We start from the raw sequence: 16,793 nt of genomic DNA, 5'->3' as shown, positions 1-16,793 counted from the left end.
ACAACGTGTCGATCACGGTCAAGCTGATCGCCCCGATCGCCATGGAACAAGGCCTGCGCTTCGCCATCCGCGAGGGTGGCCGCACCGTGGGCTCCGGCGTCGTGGCAACCATCATTGCGTAAGTTTTTCAGGCCGTAGGGGCATAGCTCAATTGGCAGAGCGTCGGTCTCCAAAACCGAAGGTTGGGGGTTCGAGACCCTCTGCCCCTGCCAACCAAGACTGATCATCCAGATCACCTCGGTTGGCGGCGGTCCCAGGCAACGGCCCGCGAGAGAAATCTCGGCGGGCCTTGCTGCTGATAGAACCAGTCTAGTTTTTGGATCGTTGCGCGGCCCGTGCCGCCCGTGAATCGAGTTCGTGATGGCCAATCCCACTTCCGTCGAAACCGTGACCACCAGCGCCGACAAGGCCAAGCTGGCGGTGGCGGTGCTGCTGCTGATTGGTGGCCTGGCGGCCTACTACCTGCTGGCCAAGCAAGGCGCTTACGCTCAATGGGGCGCGCTGATCGTGCTGGTGCTGGCTGCGGTGGGGGCCTTCTTCACGGCCGAGCAAGGCAAGGCGCTGATCGCCTACGGCCGCGAATCGATCCGTGAGACCAAGAAGGTGGTGTGGCCGACCCGCAAGGAAGCCACGCAGATGACCGGCTATGTCTTTGCCTTCGTGGTCGTGATGGCTCTGTTCCTGTGGATGACGGACAAGACTCTGGAGTGGGTCCTGTACGACGTCGTCCTGGGCTGGAAGCGCTGAACAAGGAATCTCGAATGTCTGAAGAACAAGTCGCCGCTGCCGTTGCCACGGGTCTGCCCAAGCGCTGGTATGTGGTCCATGCCTATTCGGGCATGGAGAAGGCAGTCGAGCGCAATCTGCGGGAGCGCATCGACCGCGCGGGCATGCAAGACAAGTTCGGCCGCATCCTGGTGCCGACCGAAGAGGTCGTGGAGCTCAAGAACGGCAAGAAGGCCGTGACTGAGCGCCGCTTCTTCCCGGGCTATGTGCTGGTCGAGATGTTCATGGATGACGAGTCCTGGCACTTGGTGAAGCACACGTCCAAGGTGACGGGCTTTGTCGGTGGCGCCAAGAACCGCCCGGCGCCGATCTCGGAAGCCGAGGTCATGAAGATCGTCAACCAGATGCAGGAAGGGGTCGAAAAGCCCCGGCCCAAGGTCGAGTGGACGGTCGGCGAAGTCGTGCGGGTCAAGGAAGGTCCGTTCACCGACTTCAATGGCGCCGTCGAGGAAGTCAACTACGACAAGTCCAAGGTCCGCGTCTCGGTCACGATCTTCGGTCGTGCCACGCCGGTCGAGTTGGACTTCTCGCAGGTCGAGAAGGTCTGATTTGTTTTGAGGCCTGGCTGACGCCTCAAGTCAGCCCGTGATCGGTCCGCAACGTCAGGCGGCAGTCGAGGAGCAAAGGTCAAGTGGCCCAAGGCCACTGCAGCCGATGCGCTAGTACTCAGGTGCGAGGGCGTGGCCGCCCAAGTGCCGTTCTGGAGAAATCATGGCCAAGAAAATTGTCGGCTTCATCAAGCTGCAAATTCCGGCCGGCAAGGCAAATCCTTCGCCGCCGGTGGGTCCCGCGCTGGGTCAGCGTGGCCTGAACATCATGGAGTTCTGCAAGGCGTTCAACGCCCAGACGTCGGGTGCCGGCTTCGAGCCTGGCATGAAGCTGCCGGTGGTCATCACCGCCTTCGCCGACAAGAGCTTCACCTTCGTCATCAAGTCGCCCCCGGCGACTGTTCTGCTCAAGAAGGCTGCCAAGATCGAGAAGGGTTCGCAGCGTCCTCACCTGGACAAGGTCGGCAAGCTGACCCGTGCCCAGCTTGAGGAAATCGCCAAGATCAAGACCAAGGACCTGACGGCCGCCAACCTGGACGCCGCGGTCAAGACCATCGCCGGCTCGGCCCGCTCGATGGGCATCATCGTGGAAGGGGTCTGAACATGGCCAAGCTCACCAAGAAGCAAAAGGCCCTGCAGGGCAAGGTCGAGTCGACCAAGCTCTACGGCCTCTCTGAAGCCCTCGACCTCGTCAAGAGCCTGGCCACCGCCAAGTTCGACGAGTCCATCGATGTGGCCGTGCAACTCGGCATCGATGCCAAGAAGTCGGATCAGGTTGTGCGTGGCGCCGTCGTGCTGCCCAACGGCACTGGCAAGACCAAGCGCGTCGCCGTGTTCGCCCAAGGTGCCAAGGCTGAAGAAGCTCGCGCCGCTGGTGCCGACGTTGTCGGCATGGAAGATCTGGCTGAGCGCGTCAAGGCTGGTGACATGCCCTTTGATGTCGTCATCGCCTCGCCCGACACGATGCGCGTCGTCGGTACCCTGGGTCAGATCCTGGGCCCGCGCGGCCTGATGCCGAACCCCAAGGTCGGCACCGTGACCCCGGATGTCGCCACCGCCGTCAAGAACGCCAAGGCTGGTCAGGTCCAGTTCCGCGTCGACAAGGCCGGCATCATCCACGGCACCCTCGGCCGTCGCTCGTTCGACACCGACAAGCTGGAAGGCAACCTGCGCGCGCTGATCGAGGCCCTGAACAAGGCCAAACCGGCATCGAGCAAGGGCGTCTACCTGCGCAAGGTCGCTGTGTCGTCGACCATGGGCGTGGGCGCCCGCGTGGACATCGCGTCCATCAACGCCCAAGCCGCAGCAGCCTAAAGGCAAAGCATCTGCCTGGCACGAGTCTGGTGCCGGGCGACAAAGATTGGTGGGGCGCTGACTGGTTCGCCGGTCAGCGCGTCATCCAAGACCGCTGGTGGAGACCCCTTAAATCCGGGCGCAGGCCTGGAACCAGCGTAGATGGCGGTCCCGCTGAATGGTTGCTCGTTCCGAACTTGCTTCGGGATGGTTTCCGGACAGATGGTCGCTGAATCCCTGGCGCTCTGGAGGGTCGCAAGACCCGAAGGAGCAAATGTGAGGAGTAGACCTTGAGTCTCAATCGCAACGAGAAAGCAGCCGTCGTGAGCGACGTGGCAGCGCAAGCCGCCAAGTCGCAAACGCTTGCGCTGGCCGAGTACCGTGGCCTCACCGTGGAAGCCTTGAACAAGCTGCGCGTCGATGCGCGGTCCAAGGGTGTGTACCTTCACGTGCTGAAGAACACCCTGGCCCGTCGCGCCGTCGCCGGCACCCCGTTCGAGGCAGCCTCGGAGAGCATGGTCGGTCCGCTGATCTACGGCTTTTCGGAAGACGCTGTCGCTGCGGCCAAAGTCATCGCTGACTTTGCCAAGACCAACGACAAGCTCGTCATCAAGGGCGGTGCCTATGGCGGCAAGGCTCTGGACGTGAACGGCGTGAAGGCGCTGGCCTCGGTCCCGAGCAAGGAAGTGCTGCTGTCGCAAATCGCTGGCTTGCTCAAGTCGCCGGTGCAGCGTACCGCTGCCGTGCTGGCCGCCTTGGCACAACAGCGTGGCGGTGGCGCCGACGCCCCGGCCGCTTGAACGACGAACACTGCGTAAAGCAAAACCATCTGTATATAGGAAATCATCATGGCATTCGATAAAGACGCATTCCTGACCGCCCTGGACAGCATGACCGTTCTGGAACTGAACGATCTGGTCAAGGCAATTGAAGAGAAGTTCGGCGTGTCCGCCGCTTCCATGGCTGCTCCCGCTGCTGGCGGCGCTGCTGGCGGCGCTGCTGCTGCCGCTGAAGAGAAGACCGAATTCAACGTCGTGCTGCTCGAAGCCGGCGCGAACAAGGTCGGCGTCATCAAGGCCGTTCGCGAAATCACCGGCCTGGGTCTGAAGGAAGCCAAGGACCTGGTCGACGGCGCTCCGAAGAACGTCAAGGAAGCCATCGCCAAGGCCGACGCAGAAGCTGCTGTCAAGAAGCTGGTCGAAGCCGGCGCCAAGGCCGAGCTCAAGTAATTCGGATCGGCGCTCGGCTACTGCGCGGGCCGATCTCGGGCTTTCGGTGCTCGCCGTACGAAGGTACGGCTCCGCGCCTCAAACCCGACCTCGACCCGCTCGCTACGCCGCTCGCCGACCGAATCTCGGACCTTGTTCGAGATTCAAGAAAGGGGTTGCCTCACGGCTTCCCCTTTTTTGTCGTTCCGGGATTTCCCGGCCCGAGAACAGGTGAAAGAACCCCTTGCGTTATCATGCGCGGTTCTTTCACGTGTTCTCTGATCCGACTGCAGAGAGCCAGTTTGGTCGGACTTCAGGGCAAGCCTGAAGTTGTCCGCCAGCGGTTGGTAGTGGCCAACCACCAAGCTTCGCGCGCGCCCGTTCTGGGTGCGTGACAGAGCCAGTCGCCGACGCAGTCCATCCCACGGCCAGGGAAGGGCTCGACACGGAGTGTTTATGGCGCAAGCAACCCCCTACAGCTACACCGAGCGCAAGCGGATTCGCAAGAGCTTCGGCAAGCGCGAGAGCGTTCTCAACGTTCCCTACCTCCTCACCATGCAGAAGGACAGCTATGTCGCCTTCCTGCAAAAGGACGTAGCCCCCGCCAAACGCAAGCCCGAAGGGCTGCAGGCGGCCTTCCTGTCCGCGTTCCCGATCGTGTCGCACAACGGGTTCGTGGAGATGAAGTTCCTTGAGTTCAACATCGCCAAGCCGCCCTTCGACACCCGTGAGTGCCAACAGCGGGGGTTGACCTACGCAGCCGCGGTGCGCGCCAAGCTGCAAATGATCATCTATGACCGCGAGTCGGCCCAGGCCAAGACGGTCAAGGAGATCAAGGAGCAAGAGGTCTACATGGGCGAAGTGCCCCTGATGACCGACTACGGCAGCTTCATCGTCAATGGCACCGAGCGTGTCATCGTCTCGCAGCTGCACCGCTCGCCGGGCGTGTTCTTCGAGCACGACAAGGGCAAGACCCACTCCAGCGGCAAGCTGCTGTTCAGCGCCCGCATCATTCCCTACCGTGGTTCGTGGCTCGACTTCGAGTTCGACCCCAAGGACATCCTCTACTTCCGTGTCGACCGCCGTCGCAAGATGCCGGTCACCATCCTGCTCAAGTCCATCGGACTGAACCCCGAGCAGATCCTGGCCCACTTCTTCGTGTTCGACAACTTCCGCCTGATGGACGTTGGTGCGCAGCTCGAATTCGTGGCCGACCGCCTGAAGGGCGAAGTCGCTCGCTTCGACATCACCGACAAGAGCGGTGCTGTCATCGTCGAGAAGGACAAGCGCATCACCGCCCGCCATGTGCGCCAGCTGGAGCAGTCCGGCACGCAGCACATCAGCGTGCCTGAAGACTTCCTGCTCGGCCGTGTGCTGGCCAAGAACATGGTCGACGGCGACACCGGCGAAATCATCGCCAAGGCCAACGACGAGCTGACCGAAGCGCTGCTGAAGAAGCTGCGCGCCGCCGGTGTGAAGGAGATCCAGTGCCTTTACACCAATGAGCTGGACGAAGGCGCCTACATCAGCCAGACCCTGGCGTCTGACGAAACGGCCGACCAGTTCGCCGCTCGCGTCGCCATCTACCGCATGATGCGCCCCGGCGAGCCGCCGACGGAAGACGCCGTCGAGGCCTTGTTCAACCGCCTGTTCTACAGCACCGACACCTACGACCTCAGCCGCGTCGGCCGCATGAAGTTCAACGCGCGTGTCGGCCGTGACACGCCGGACGGCAACATGAACCTGTCCAACGAGGACATCCTTGACGTCGTCAAGATCCTCGTCGAGCTGCGCAATGGCCGCGGCGAAGTGGACGACATCGACCACCTGGGCAATCGTCGCGTGCGCTGCGTGGGCGAGCTGGCCGAGAACCAGTACCGCTCGGGCCTCGCCCGTATCGAGAAGGCTGTCAAGGAGCGTCTGGGCCAGGCTGAGACCGAAGCCCTGATGCCGCACGACCTGATCAACTCCAAGCCGATCTCTGCGGCTCTGAAGGAGTTCTTCGGTGCGTCGCAGCTGTCGCAGTTCATGGACCAGACCAACCCCCTGTCCGAGATCACGCACAAGCGTCGCGTCTCGGCCCTGGGCCCGGGTGGTTTGACCCGCGAGCGCGCCGGCTTCGAAGTCCGCGACGTGCACCCGACCCACTATGGCCGTGTCTGCCCGATCGAAACGCCTGAAGGCCCGAACATCGGCCTGATCAACTCGCTCGCGCTGTACGCCCAGCTCAACGAGTACGGCTTCCTGGAGACGCCTTACCGCCGTGTGGTCGATGGCACCGTCACCGACCAGATCGACTACCTGTCCGCCATCGAGGAAGGCAAGTACGTCATCGCCCAGGCCAATGCCGCGCTGAACGAAAAGGGTCAGCTCGTTGACGAGCTGGTCTCGGCCCGCGAGAACGGCGAATCGGTGCTGACCAGCCCTGAGCGCATCCAGTACATGGACGTGGCGCCGACCCAGATCGTGTCGGTTGCAGCCTCGCTCGTGCCCTTCCTGGAGCACGACGACGCGAACCGCGCGCTGATGGGCGCCAACATGCAGCGCCAGGCCGTCCCGACCCTGCGTCCCGAGAAGGCCTTCGTGGGCACGGGCGTGGAGCGCGTGGCCGCCAAGGACTCGGGCACCGTCGTGGCTGCGCGCCGTGGTGGTGTCGTTGACTACGTGGACACGAACCGCATCGTGATCCGCGTGAACGACAACGAGACCGTGGCTGGTGAGGTGGGTGTCGACATCTACAACCTCATCAAGTACCAGCGTTCCAACCAGAACACCAACATTCACCAGCGCCCCATCGTGAAGCGCGGTGACAAGGTGGCAGCCGAGGACATCATTGCCGACGGCGCTTCCACCGACCTGGGCGAGCTCGCGCTTGGCCAGAACATGTTGGTCGCCTTCATGCCCTGGAACGGCTACAACTTCGAGGACTCGATCCTCATCTCCGAGCGCGTCATCGCCGAAGACCGCTACACCTCAATCCACATCGAGGAGCTGGTCGTCAACGCCCGCGACACCAAGCTGGGCAGCGAGGAAATCACCCGTGACATCCCCAACCTCTCCGAGCAGCAACTGAGCCGCCTGGACGAGTCGGGCATCGTCTACATCGGTGCTGAAGTCGGCCCTGGCGACGTGCTGGTCGGCAAGGTCACCCCCAAGGGCGAGACCACGCTGACGCCGGAAGAAAAGCTGCTGCGCGCCATCTTCGGCGAGAAGGCGTCCGACGTGAAGGACACCTCGCTGCGTGTGGACCAAGGCACCAGCGGCACCGTCATCGACGTGCAGGTCTTCACCCGTGAAGGCATCCAGCGCGACAAGCGCGCCCAGCAGATCATTGACGACGAGCTGAAGCGCTTCCGCCTGGACCTGAACGACCAGCTCCGCATCGTCGAGGCCGATGCCTTTGACCGTATCGAGAAGCTGCTCGTCGGCAAGGTCGCCAATGGCGGCCCGCAGAAGATCGCCAAGGGCACGACCATCACCAAGGACTACCTGGCCTCGGTTGAGAAGTTCCACTGGTTCGACATCCGCCCCGCTGAAGAAGAACTGGCCAACCAGCTCGAGTCCATCAAGAACTCGCTCGACCAGACCCGCCACAGCTTCGACCTCGCCTTTGAAGAAAAGCGCAAGAAGCTGACCCAGGGCGACGAGCTGCCCGCAGGCGTGCTCAAGATGGTCAAGGTCTACCTGGCCGTCAAGCGCCGCCTGCAGCCTGGCGACAAGATGGCCGGCCGTCACGGCAACAAGGGTGTGGTCTCCAAGATCAACCCGGTCGAGGACATGCCCTACATGGCCGACGGCACGCCTGTCGACATCGTGCTCAACCCGCTGGGCGTGCCCTCGCGGATGAACGTGGGTCAGGTGCTGGAAGTCCACCTGGGCTGGGCCGGCAAGGGCATTGGCCAGCGCATCGGCGACATGCTGCAGCAACAGGCCCGTGTGGCCGAGCTGCGCAAGTTCCTGGACGAGCTCTACAACCAGAGCGGCGGCAAGACCGAGAACCTGGGCGACCTGAACGACGACGAAGTCATCGAGATGGCCGGCAACCTCGCCAAGGGCGTGCCCTTTGCGACGCCGGTGTTCGACGGTGCCAAGGAAGAAGAAATCCGCGGCATGCTCAAGCTGGCCTACCCGGACGACATCGCCGCCAAGAAGGGCCTGACTGCCACGCGCACCCAGGCTCAGCTGTTTGACGGCCGCACCGGCGACGCTTTCGAGCGTTCGGTCACCGTCGGCTACATGCACGTGCTCAAGCTGCACCACTTGGTGGACGACAAGATGCACGCCCGCTCGACCGGCCCGTACAGCCTCGTGACCCAGCAGCCGCTGGGCGGCAAGGCCCAGTTCGGTGGCCAGCGTTTCGGGGAGATGGAAGTGTGGGCGCTCGAAGCCTACGGCGCTTCCTACATCCTGCAGGAAATGCTCACGGTCAAGTCCGACGACGTCAACGGCCGCACCAAGGTCTATGAGTCCATCGTCAAGGGCGAGCACGCCATCGAGGCCGGCATGCCGGAGTCGTTCAACGTGCTGGTCAAGGAAATTCGTTCGCTCGGTATCGACATCGAGCTCGAGCGCAACTAAGGAAAGAAAAGGAAGACACCATGAAGGGACTACTCGACCTTTTCAAGCAATTCACCCCGGATGAGCATTTCGATGCCATCAAGATCGGCCTGGCTTCTCCCGAGAAGATCCGCAGCTGGTCCTTCGGTGAGGTGAAGAAGCCCGAGACCATCAACTACCGGACCTTCAAGCCGGAGCGTGATGGCCTGTTCTGCGCCAAGATCTTTGGCCCCATCCGCGACTACGAGTGCCTGTGCGGCAAGTACAAGCGCCTCAAGCACCGCGGCGTGATCTGCGAGAAGTGCGGCGTTGAAGTCACCCAGACCAAGGTCCGCCGTGACCGCATGGGTCACATCGACCTGGCCGCGCCCTGCGCGCACATCTGGTTCCTGAAGTCGCTGCCCAGCCGTCTCGGCCTGGTGCTCGACATGACGCTGCGCGACATCGAACGCGTGCTGTACTTTGAAGCGTATGTCGTGGTCGATCCCGGCATGACCCCGCTCAAGAAGTTCTCGATCATGACCGAGGACGACTACGACGCGAAGCGCGTCGAATTCGGTGACGAGTTCGTGGCGTTGATGGGCGCCGAGGGCATCAAGAAGCTGCTGGAGGACATGGATCTCGACGTCGAGATCGACAAGCTCCGCAACGACATGACCGGCTCCGAGCTCAAGGTCAAGAAGAACTCCAAGCGCCTCAAGGTGATGGAGGCCTTCCGCAAGTCCGGCATCAAGCCGAACTGGATGGTGATGGACGTGCTGCCCGTGCTGCCACCGGACCTGCGTCCGCTGGTGCCCCTGGACGGCGGCCGCTTCGCGACCTCCGACCTGAATGACCTCTACCGTCGCGTCATCAACCGCAACAACCGCCTGGCCCGCCTGCTGGAGCTGAAGGCCCCTGAGATCATCGTGCGCAACGAAAAGCGCATGCTGCAGGAAGCCGTCGACTCGCTGCTGGACAACGGCCGCCGCGGCAAGGCCATGACGGGCGCCAACAAGCGCGCGCTCAAGTCCCTGGCCGACATGATCAAGGGCAAGAGCGGTCGCTTCCGCCAGAACCTGCTGGGCAAGCGCGTCGACTACTCGGGTCGTTCGGTCATCGTGGTGGGCCCGACCCTCAAGCTGCACCAGTGCGGCCTGCCCAAGCTGATGGCGCTGGAACTCTTCAAGCCCTTCATCTTCTCGCGCCTCGAAGCCATGGGCATCGCGACGACGATCAAGGCTGCCAAGAAGGAAGTCGAAGCCGGCACGCCCGTCGTCTGGGACATCCTCGAAGAGGTCATCAAGGAGCACCCGGTTCTGCTGAACCGCGCCCCGACCCTGCACCGCCTCGGCATCCAGGCTTTCGAGCCCGTGCTGATCGAAGGCAAGGCCATCCAGCTGCACCCGCTCGTCTGCTCGGCCTTCAATGCCGACTTCGACGGTGACCAGATGGCCGTCCACGTGCCGCTGTCGATTGAAGCCCAGATGGAAGCCCGCACCCTTATGCTGGCCTCCAACAACGTGCTGTTCCCCGCTTCGGGCGAGCCCTCCATCGTCCCGTCGCAAGACGTGGTGCTGGGCCTCTACTACGCCACGCGTGAGCGCACGAATGGCAAGGGCGAGGGCATGGTCTTCCGCGACATCCCCGAGATGCTGCGCGCGCTGGAAAACGGCGTGGTCGAGATCACCGCCAAGATCAGCGTGCGGCTGACCGAGTGGACCAAGAACAAGGACACCGGCGAGTTCGAGCCCGAGACCAAGCTGGTGGCTACTACCGTTGGCCGTGCCCTGCTTTCCGAGATCCTGCCCAAGGGCCTGCCGTTCAGCAACCTGAACAAGGCGCTCAAGAAGAAGGAAATCTCGCGCCTGATCAACACCTCCTTCCGCAAGTGCGGCTTGAAGGAAACCGTGGTGCTGGCCGACAAGCTGCTGCAAAGCGGCTTCAAGCTCGCCACGCGCGCCGGCATCTCCATCGCCATCGACGACATGCTCGTGCCTCGCGAGAAGCACACCGTCATCGAGCGCGCCGAGAGCGAGGTCAAGGAGATCGAGCAGCAGTACGTCTCGGGTCTCGTGACCGCCGGTGAGCGCTACAACAAGGTGGTGGACATCTGGGGCAAGGCCGGTGACGAGATCGGCAAGAAGATGATGGACCACCTCAAGGTCGAGAAGACCTTGGACCGCAACGGCAAGGAAGTGACCCAGGAGTCCTTCAACTCCATCTACATGATGGCCGACTCGGGTGCCCGTGGCTCCGCAGCGCAGATCCGCCAGCTGGCCGGCATGCGCGGCCTGATGGCCAAGCCGGATGGCTCCATCATCGAGACGCCCATCACCGCGAACTTCCGCGAAGGCCTGAACGTTCTGCAGTACTTCATCTCCACCCACGGCGCTCGTAAGGGCCTGGCGGATACGGCGCTGAAGACCGCGAACTCCGGCTACCTGACCCGTCGCCTGGTCGACGTGACCCAGGATCTGGTGGTCATCGAGGACGATTGCGGCACTGACAACGGCATGAACATGCGTGCCCTGGTCGAAGGTGGTGAAGTCATCGAATCGCTGCGTGACCGCGTGCTCGGTCGCGTGGCGGCCATCGACGTGCTCCACCCAGAGACCCAGGCCACTCTGCTGACGGCCGGCAACATGCTGGACGAAGACTCACTCGACGTGCTGGAACAGGCCGGCGTCGACGAGATCAAGGTCCGCACCCCGCTGACCTGCGGCACGCGCTTTGGCCTGTGCGCCAAGTGCTACGGCCGCGACCTCGGCCGCGGTGGCCTGGTCAACGTCGGCGAAGCGGTTGGTGTGATCGCCGCCCAGTCCATCGGCGAGCCCGGCACCCAGCTGACCATGCGGACCTTCCACATCGGTGGTGCCGCTTCGCGCGCAGCGGTGGCCAGCAGCGTGGACGCCAAGAGCGATGGCGCCATCGGCTTCAACGCCACGATGCGCTACGTCACCAACGGCAAGGGCGAGCTGGTGGTCATCTCCCGCTCGGGCGAGATCGTCATCTCCGACCCGCATGGCCGCGAGCGTGAGCGTCACAAGGTGCCCTACGGCGCGACGCTCAATGTCAAGGCCGACCAGCAGATCAAGGCGGGCACCGTGCTGGCTAACTGGGACCCGCTGACCCGCCCGATCATCACCGAGTTCGCCGGCAAGGCGAAGTTCGAGAACGTCGAGGAAGGCGTTACCGTCGCCAAGCAAGTGGACGAGGTAACCGGCCTGTCCACGCTGGTCGTGATCGACCCGAAGCGCCGCGGTGCTACCAAGGTCGTGCGTCCGCAGGTCAAGCTGCTCGACGCTGGCGGTCACGAGGTCAAGATCCCCGGTACCGATCACTCGGTGGCCATTGGCTTCCAGGTCGGCGCGCTGATCCAGATCCGCGACGGTCAGGACCTGTTCCCCGGCGAAGTGCTCGCCCGCATCCCGGTCGAAGGCCAGAAGACTCGTGACATTACCGGCGGTCTGCCGCGTGTGGCCGAGCTCTTTGAAGCCCGTTCGCCCAAGGACGTTGGCGTCCTCGCCGAGCAGACCGGCACGGTCTCCTTCGGTAAGGAAACCAAGGGCAAGGTTCGCCTCCAGATCACCGACCCGGACGGCAAGGCCCACGAGGAACTCGTGCCCAAGGAAAAGAACATCCTGGTGCACGAAGGCCAGGTGGTCAACCGCGGCGAGCTCATCGTCGACGGCGCCGCCGACCCGCAGGACATCCTGCGCTTGCTCGGCATCGAGGAACTGGCCCGCTACATCGTCGACGAAGTGCAGGACGTGTACCGACTCCAGGGTGTGAAGATCAACGACAAGCACATCGAGGTGATCGTTCGCCAGATGCTGCGTCGCGTCCAGATCACCAACCCTGGCGACTCGCACTACATCCTCAACGAGCAGGTCGAGCGCTCCGAGCTGCTGGGTACCAACGACAAGCTGCGTGCCGATGGCAAGCTGCCGGCCACGTACTCCGACGTGCTGCTGGGCATCACCAAGGCCTCGCTGTCGACGGACTCCTTCATCTCCGCCGCGTCCTTCCAGGAGACCACCCGCGTGCTCACCGAGGCTGCCATCATGGGCAAGCGCGACGAGCTGCGTGGCCTCAAGGAAAACGTCATCGTCGGCCGCCTTATCCCGGCAGGTACCGGCATGGCCTTCCACGCCGCGCGCAAGACCAAGGAAGCCATGGACGACGCCGAGCGCCGTGCGATTGCTCAGCAAGAAGCTGAGGAACTCGCCGCCGCCCAGCTCGCCAGCATCGACGACGCCCAAGGGGAATAAGGCCGACCCTGCAGCGGGCGCCTCCAAGGCCCGCTGCTGGCCCTGCTCCTGAAAGCCGCCGCAGCGTTCGCGCTCGGCGGCTTTTTCTATGGCGTGTCGAGTGACCAGTCCGGCACGCGCAGGACGCGCAGCCCCTTGGCGCACGCGCGCTTGCGCAGTGCCAGCAGGTCCTTGTCCCGCGTGATCAGCCAGCGTGCCTGCGCCGTGATTGCCAGGTCGATGAAGCGTTGGTCGTCCGCGTCCCTGCAGATGAGTCCGCAGGCACGGGCCAGCGGCGTCGGCAGGCGGCGGCAGTGGCGTGCAATCGCCTCGTCAATGCGGCCCAGGCTTGGCAGATAGGCGGCCAAGGCCCGCCCTTGGGCGACGTGGCGGAGTTCCGCCAGGCCGCCGTCCTCTGCAATCCACACCACCTGGCCTGCCTCAATGGCAGCGACCAGGCCCGCCGTGCTGGGGTCGCTGAAGACCAGCCAGTCCAGCAGCACCTGGGTGTCGATGACGACGGTGGGCGCGGTGGCTGTAGGGGACGTGGCGTTCGGAATGGCGGTTGGGGGCATGGAGAGGCGCGGCGTTCGGGCGCCATCATCGCCGCGATTGCACGCTGGTCGCGCTGCCCGCTTGTCTCGGTCTAGGGTTACGCACTACAATCATCGGCTCTCCGCATTTTGCGGGGTGCGCGTTCGCGCCTACGTGCGGGCGGCACTCCTGCGGCGGAAGTTCACAGACTTCAAACGGGAACAAGTCGTTTATGCCAACCATCAATCAACTGGTGCGCCAGGGCCGAGAGGCCGAGGTCATCAAGTCCAAGTCGCCTGCGATGCAGAACTGCCCGCAGCGCCGCGGTGTCTGCACCCGCGTCTACACCACCACGCCTAAGAAGCCGAACTCCGCGCTGCGTAAGGTCGCCAAGGTGCGCCTGACCAACGGCTTCGAGGTCATCTCCTACATCGGCGGTGAAGGCCACAACCTCCAGGAACACAGTGTCGTGCTGGTGCGCGGCGGCCGTGTGAAGGACTTGCCTGGCGTTCGCTACCACATCGTCCGTGGCTCGCTCGACCTGCAAGGCGTCAAGGATCGCAAGCAGTCCCGTTCGAAGTACGGAGCCAAGCGTCCCAAGAAGTAAGTTGCGGGCTTTGGCCCAGCATTCATCGCGGTTGCATTGACAACCGAGTAAGTGGATGACCCCAGAAGGCGGTGGTCATCCAAAGGCGGGGCAAGCTGCCCACGCCAACTGAAGCAAAAAGGAAGATTCCCATGCCACGTCGTCGCGAAGTACCCAAGCGCGAGATCCTGCCCGATCCCAAGTTCGGTTCGGTCGATCTGTCCAAGTTCATGAACGTCATCATGGAGTCGGGCAAGAAGGCTGTTGCTGAGCGCATCATTTACGGTGCCCTCGACCAAGTCGAAAAGAAGGCCGGCAAGGACCCGCTGGAAGTGTTCATGGTCGCCCTGAACAACGTGAAGCCGATGGTCGAAGTCAAGAGCCGCCGCGTCGGCGGTGCGAACTACCAAGTTCCCGTGGAAGTTCGCCCCGTTCGCCGCATGGCCCTGGCGATGCGCTGGCTGAAGGAATCGGCCCGCAAGCGCGGTGAAAAGTCGATGGCCCAGCGCCTGGCCAACGAGCTGCTGGAGGCCGCTGAAGGCCGTGGCGGCGCGATGAAGAAGCGCGACGAAGTCCACCGCATGGCAGAAGCCAACAAGGCGTTCTCGCACTTCCGCTTCTAAATCAACCAAATCTGGCCGCCTCGGGTTTACACCAACCCGCTGGCGGCTCCTGCCTTCTGGAGCAAACCATGGCCCGCAAAACCCCCATCGAGCGCTACCGCAACATCGGTATCTCTGCGCACATCGATGCCGGCAAGACCACCACGACCGAGCGCATCCTCTATTACACGGGCGTGAACCACAAGATCGGTGAAGTGCACGACGGTGCTGCCACCATGGACTGGATGGAGCAGGAGCAAGAGCGCGGCATCACCATCACCTCGGCGGCGACGACCTGCTTCTGGAAGGGCATGGACATGTCCTACCCCGAGCACCGCTTCAACATCATCGACACCCCCGGGCACGTGGACTTCACCATCGAGGTGGAGCGCTCCATGCGCGTCCTGGACGGCGCCTGCATGGTGTATTGCGCCGTGGGTGGCGTGCAGCCCCAGTCGGAAACCGTCTGGCGTCAGGCCAACAAGTACAAGGTGCCCCGTCTTGCCTTCGTGAACAAGATGGACCGCACCGGCGCAAACTTCTACAAGGTCGTGGACCAGATGAAGACGCGCCTGAAGGCCAACCCCGTGCCCGTCGTGATCCCCATCGGCGCCGAGGAAAACTTCACCGGCGTGGTGGATCTCTTCAAGATGAAGGCCATCATCTGGGACGAAGCTTCCCAGGGCATGAAGTTCACCTTCGAAGACATCCCGGCCGACCTGGTCAGCGTCGCCCAGGAATGGCGCGAGAAGATGGTCGAGGCTGCGGCCGAGGCCACCGAAGAGCTGATGAACAAGTACCTGGAGACGGGTGACCTGTCCGAGGAAGAGATCAAGCTCGCGATCCGCCAGCGCACCATCGCGACCGAGATCCAGCCGATGCTCTGCGGCACCGCCTTCAAGAACAAGGGCGTGCAGCGCATGCTCGATGCCGTCATCGACTTCCTGCCCTCGCCGCTGGACATCCCGCCGGTCTCGGGCACGGACGAAGACGACCAGCCGATCACTCGCCAGCGCACTGACGAAGAGAAGTTCTCGGCCCTGGCCTTCAAGCTGATGACTGACCCCTATGTCGGTCAGCTCACCTTCGTGCGTGTGTATTCGGGCGTGCTGCAGTCGGGCGCGACCGTCTACAACCCTATCCGTGGCAAGAAGGAGCGCATCGGCCGGATCCTGCAGATGCACGCCAACCAGCGTGAAGAAATCAAGGAAATTCTGGCCGGCGACATCGCCGCCTGCGTGGGCCTGAAGGACGTGACGACCGGCGAAACGCTGTGCGATCCGGACTCCATCATCACGCTGGAAAAGATGATCTTCCCGGAGCCCGTGATCTCGCAGGCTGTTGAGCCCAAGACCAAGGCTGACCAGGAAAAGATGGGTATCGCGCTGGGCCGCCTGGCTGCTGAAGACCCGTCCTTCCGTCTGCGCACCGACGAAGAGTCCGGCCAGACCATCATCTCCGGCATGGGCGAGCTGCACCTGGAAATCATTGTCGACCGCATGAAGCGCGAGTTCGGCGTGGAAGCCAACGTCGGCAAGCCCCAGGTGGCCTACCGCGAAACCATCCGCAAGACCGCGACCGACGTCGAAGGCAAGTTCGTCCGCCAGTCCGGTGGTAAGGGCCAGTACGGTCACGTCGTGCTGACGCTCGAGCCGCAAGAGCCGGGCAAGGGCTTCGAGTTCGTTGACGCCATCAAGGGCGGTGTGGTGCCTCGCGAGTACATCCCCGCCGTCGAGAAGGGCATCATCGACACGCTGCCGAACGGCGTGCTGGCCGGCTTCCCGGTCGTCGACGTCAAGGCCACGCTGACCTTCGGCTCGTACCACGACGTGGACTCGAACGAAAACGCGTTCAAGATGGCCGCCTCCATGGGCTTCAAGGAAGCCATGCGCCGCGCAAGCCCCGTCATCCTCGAACCGATGATGGCCGTGGAAGTCGAGACGCCGGAAGACTACGCCGGTACCGTCATGGGTGACCTGTCCAGCCGTCGCGGCATGGTGCAGGGCATGGACGACATGCCTGGCGGCGGCAAGGTCATCAAGGCCGAAGTGCCGCTGTCCGAGATGTTCGGCTACTCGACCAGCCTGCGTTCCGCCACGCAAGGCCGTGCGACGTACACCATGGAGTTCAAGCACTACAGCGAAGCTCCGAAGAACGTCGCCGACGCGATCATCACCGCGCGCGGCAAGTGAACTCCGGCGGCTTAGGCCGCCGCATCGTCGTCTTCCCGCCTCGTGCCCCGGTTGCCAGTCACCGGGGATTCACGCGAGACGGGGAAACGTAAAACCAACCGACTGGCATGCTCTTTCCCTGGAGATACAGAAATGGCAAAAGGCAAGTTTGAACGCACCAAGCCGCACGTCAACGTGGGCACGATTGGTCACGTCGACCACGGCAAGACCACGCTGACGGCAGCGATCGCGACCGTGCTGTCCAAGAAGTTCGGC

The 16,793-nt window shown here is 63.2% G+C and carries 14 protein-coding genes and 1 tRNA gene; 14 read left to right on the top strand and 1 reads right to left on the bottom strand.

Annotated features, from left to right (window positions below; all coding sequences use genetic code 11):
• From ABDJ85_RS20080 to rpoC, 10 genes are all read left to right on the top strand, one after another.
• On the top strand, positions 1 to 122 hold a 122-nt coding region (locus ABDJ85_RS20080), incomplete at its 5' end, for an EF-Tu C-terminal domain-related protein (protein ID WP_489433295.1).
• A gap of 14 nt (positions 123 to 136) precedes the next feature.
• A tRNA-Trp gene (locus tag ABDJ85_RS20075) sits at positions 137 to 212 on the top strand.
• 148 nt (positions 213 to 360) lie between these two features.
• Positions 361 to 747, top strand: coding sequence for a preprotein translocase subunit SecE (secE, locus tag ABDJ85_RS20070; protein ID WP_347706591.1), 387 nt, complete (start codon positions 361 to 363; stop codon positions 745 to 747).
• Between the two features lie 14 nt (positions 748 to 761).
• Entirely contained in the window at positions 762 to 1,334 is a 573-nt protein-coding gene (gene nusG / locus ABDJ85_RS20065; RefSeq protein ID WP_347706590.1) for a transcription termination/antitermination protein NusG, read from the top strand.
• Positions 1,335 to 1,497: 163 nt separating this feature from the next.
• Positions 1,498 to 1,935 (top strand): 50S ribosomal protein L11, encoded by a 438-nt coding sequence (gene rplK, locus ABDJ85_RS20060; RefSeq protein WP_088486376.1) that lies wholly within the window; start codon positions 1,498 to 1,500, stop codon positions 1,933 to 1,935.
• 2 nt (positions 1,936 to 1,937) lie between these two features.
• Positions 1,938 to 2,648: a 50S ribosomal protein L1 gene (gene rplA / locus ABDJ85_RS20055; RefSeq protein ID WP_347706589.1), complete on the top strand. Its 711-nt coding sequence runs from the start codon at positions 1,938 to 1,940 to the stop codon at positions 2,646 to 2,648.
• A gap of 269 nt (positions 2,649 to 2,917) precedes the next feature.
• Positions 2,918 to 3,427: a 50S ribosomal protein L10 gene (gene rplJ / locus ABDJ85_RS20050; protein ID WP_347706588.1), complete on the top strand. Its 510-nt coding sequence runs from the start codon at positions 2,918 to 2,920 to the stop codon at positions 3,425 to 3,427.
• A 48-nt stretch (positions 3,428 to 3,475) separates the two neighbouring features.
• Positions 3,476 to 3,856 carry a 50S ribosomal protein L7/L12 gene (gene rplL / locus ABDJ85_RS20045; protein WP_347706587.1) on the top strand — a complete coding sequence of 127 codons (381 nt, stop codon included), beginning with the start codon at positions 3,476 to 3,478 and terminating at the stop codon, positions 3,854 to 3,856.
• 435 nt (positions 3,857 to 4,291) lie between these two features.
• On the top strand, positions 4,292 to 8,413 hold the full coding sequence (gene rpoB, locus ABDJ85_RS20040) for a DNA-directed RNA polymerase subunit beta (protein WP_347706586.1): 4,122 nt from the start codon (positions 4,292 to 4,294) through the stop codon (positions 8,411 to 8,413).
• A gap of 20 nt (positions 8,414 to 8,433) precedes the next feature.
• Positions 8,434 to 12,645 (top strand): DNA-directed RNA polymerase subunit beta', encoded by a 4,212-nt coding sequence (rpoC, locus tag ABDJ85_RS20035; RefSeq protein WP_347706585.1) that lies wholly within the window; start codon positions 8,434 to 8,436, stop codon positions 12,643 to 12,645.
• A gap of 86 nt (positions 12,646 to 12,731) precedes the next feature.
• Here the strand turns inward: rpoC and ABDJ85_RS20030 are convergent, their stop codons facing one another.
• Positions 12,732 to 13,199, bottom strand: coding sequence for a putative toxin-antitoxin system toxin component, PIN family (locus ABDJ85_RS20030; RefSeq protein ID WP_347706584.1), 468 nt, complete (start codon positions 13,197 to 13,199; stop codon positions 12,732 to 12,734).
• 191 nt (positions 13,200 to 13,390) lie between these two features.
• Between ABDJ85_RS20030 and rpsL the strand changes: the two genes are divergently transcribed.
• The 4 genes from rpsL to ABDJ85_RS20010 form a co-directional block, all read left to right on the top strand.
• Positions 13,391 to 13,765: a 30S ribosomal protein S12 gene (rpsL, locus tag ABDJ85_RS20025; protein WP_347706583.1), complete on the top strand. Its 375-nt coding sequence runs from the start codon at positions 13,391 to 13,393 to the stop codon at positions 13,763 to 13,765.
• Between the two features lie 131 nt (positions 13,766 to 13,896).
• Positions 13,897 to 14,367 (top strand): 30S ribosomal protein S7, encoded by a 471-nt coding sequence (gene rpsG / locus ABDJ85_RS20020; protein WP_347706582.1) that lies wholly within the window; start codon positions 13,897 to 13,899, stop codon positions 14,365 to 14,367.
• Between the two features lie 68 nt (positions 14,368 to 14,435).
• Positions 14,436 to 16,538 (top strand): elongation factor G, encoded by a 2,103-nt coding sequence (gene fusA, locus ABDJ85_RS20015; RefSeq protein WP_347706581.1) that lies wholly within the window; start codon positions 14,436 to 14,438, stop codon positions 16,536 to 16,538.
• 132 nt (positions 16,539 to 16,670) lie between these two features.
• Positions 16,671 to 16,793: GTP-binding protein (locus ABDJ85_RS20010; RefSeq protein WP_017454492.1), on the top strand; the 123-nt coding region annotated here is incomplete at its 3' end.

Origin of the sequence: Roseateles paludis (assembly GCF_039872745.1) — a bacterium.
In the GTDB taxonomy this organism is placed as follows: domain Bacteria; phylum Pseudomonadota; class Gammaproteobacteria; order Burkholderiales; family Burkholderiaceae_C; genus Pelomonas; species Pelomonas paludis.
The sequence above is the reverse complement of the archived record's forward strand: the minus strand, read 5'-3'. Positions and strand labels throughout refer to the sequence as shown.

Bases quoted from the DNA above. Each gene is read 5' to 3' on its own strand.
- secE (WP_347706591.1), top strand. From the start codon at position 361: ATGGCCAATCCCACTTCCGTCGAAACCGTGACCACCAGCGCCGACAAG.
- nusG (WP_347706590.1), top strand. From the start codon at position 762: ATGTCTGAAGAACAAGTCGCCGCTGCCGTTGCCACGGGTCTGCCCAAG.
- rplK (WP_088486376.1), top strand. From the start codon at position 1,498: ATGGCCAAGAAAATTGTCGGCTTCATCAAGCTGCAAATTCCGGCCGGC.
- rplA (WP_347706589.1), top strand. From the start codon at position 1,938: ATGGCCAAGCTCACCAAGAAGCAAAAGGCCCTGCAGGGCAAGGTCGAG.
- rplL (WP_347706587.1), top strand. From the start codon at position 3,476: ATGGCATTCGATAAAGACGCATTCCTGACCGCCCTGGACAGCATGACC.
- rpoB (WP_347706586.1), top strand. From the start codon at position 4,292: ATGGCGCAAGCAACCCCCTACAGCTACACCGAGCGCAAGCGGATTCGC.
- rpoC (WP_347706585.1), top strand. From the start codon at position 8,434: ATGAAGGGACTACTCGACCTTTTCAAGCAATTCACCCCGGATGAGCAT.
- ABDJ85_RS20030 (WP_347706584.1), bottom strand. From the start codon at position 13,199: ATGCCCCCAACCGCCATTCCGAACGCCACGTCCCCTACAGCCACCGCG.
- rpsL (WP_347706583.1), top strand. From the start codon at position 13,391: ATGCCAACCATCAATCAACTGGTGCGCCAGGGCCGAGAGGCCGAGGTC.
- rpsG (WP_347706582.1), top strand. From the start codon at position 13,897: ATGCCACGTCGTCGCGAAGTACCCAAGCGCGAGATCCTGCCCGATCCC.
- fusA (WP_347706581.1), top strand. From the start codon at position 14,436: ATGGCCCGCAAAACCCCCATCGAGCGCTACCGCAACATCGGTATCTCT.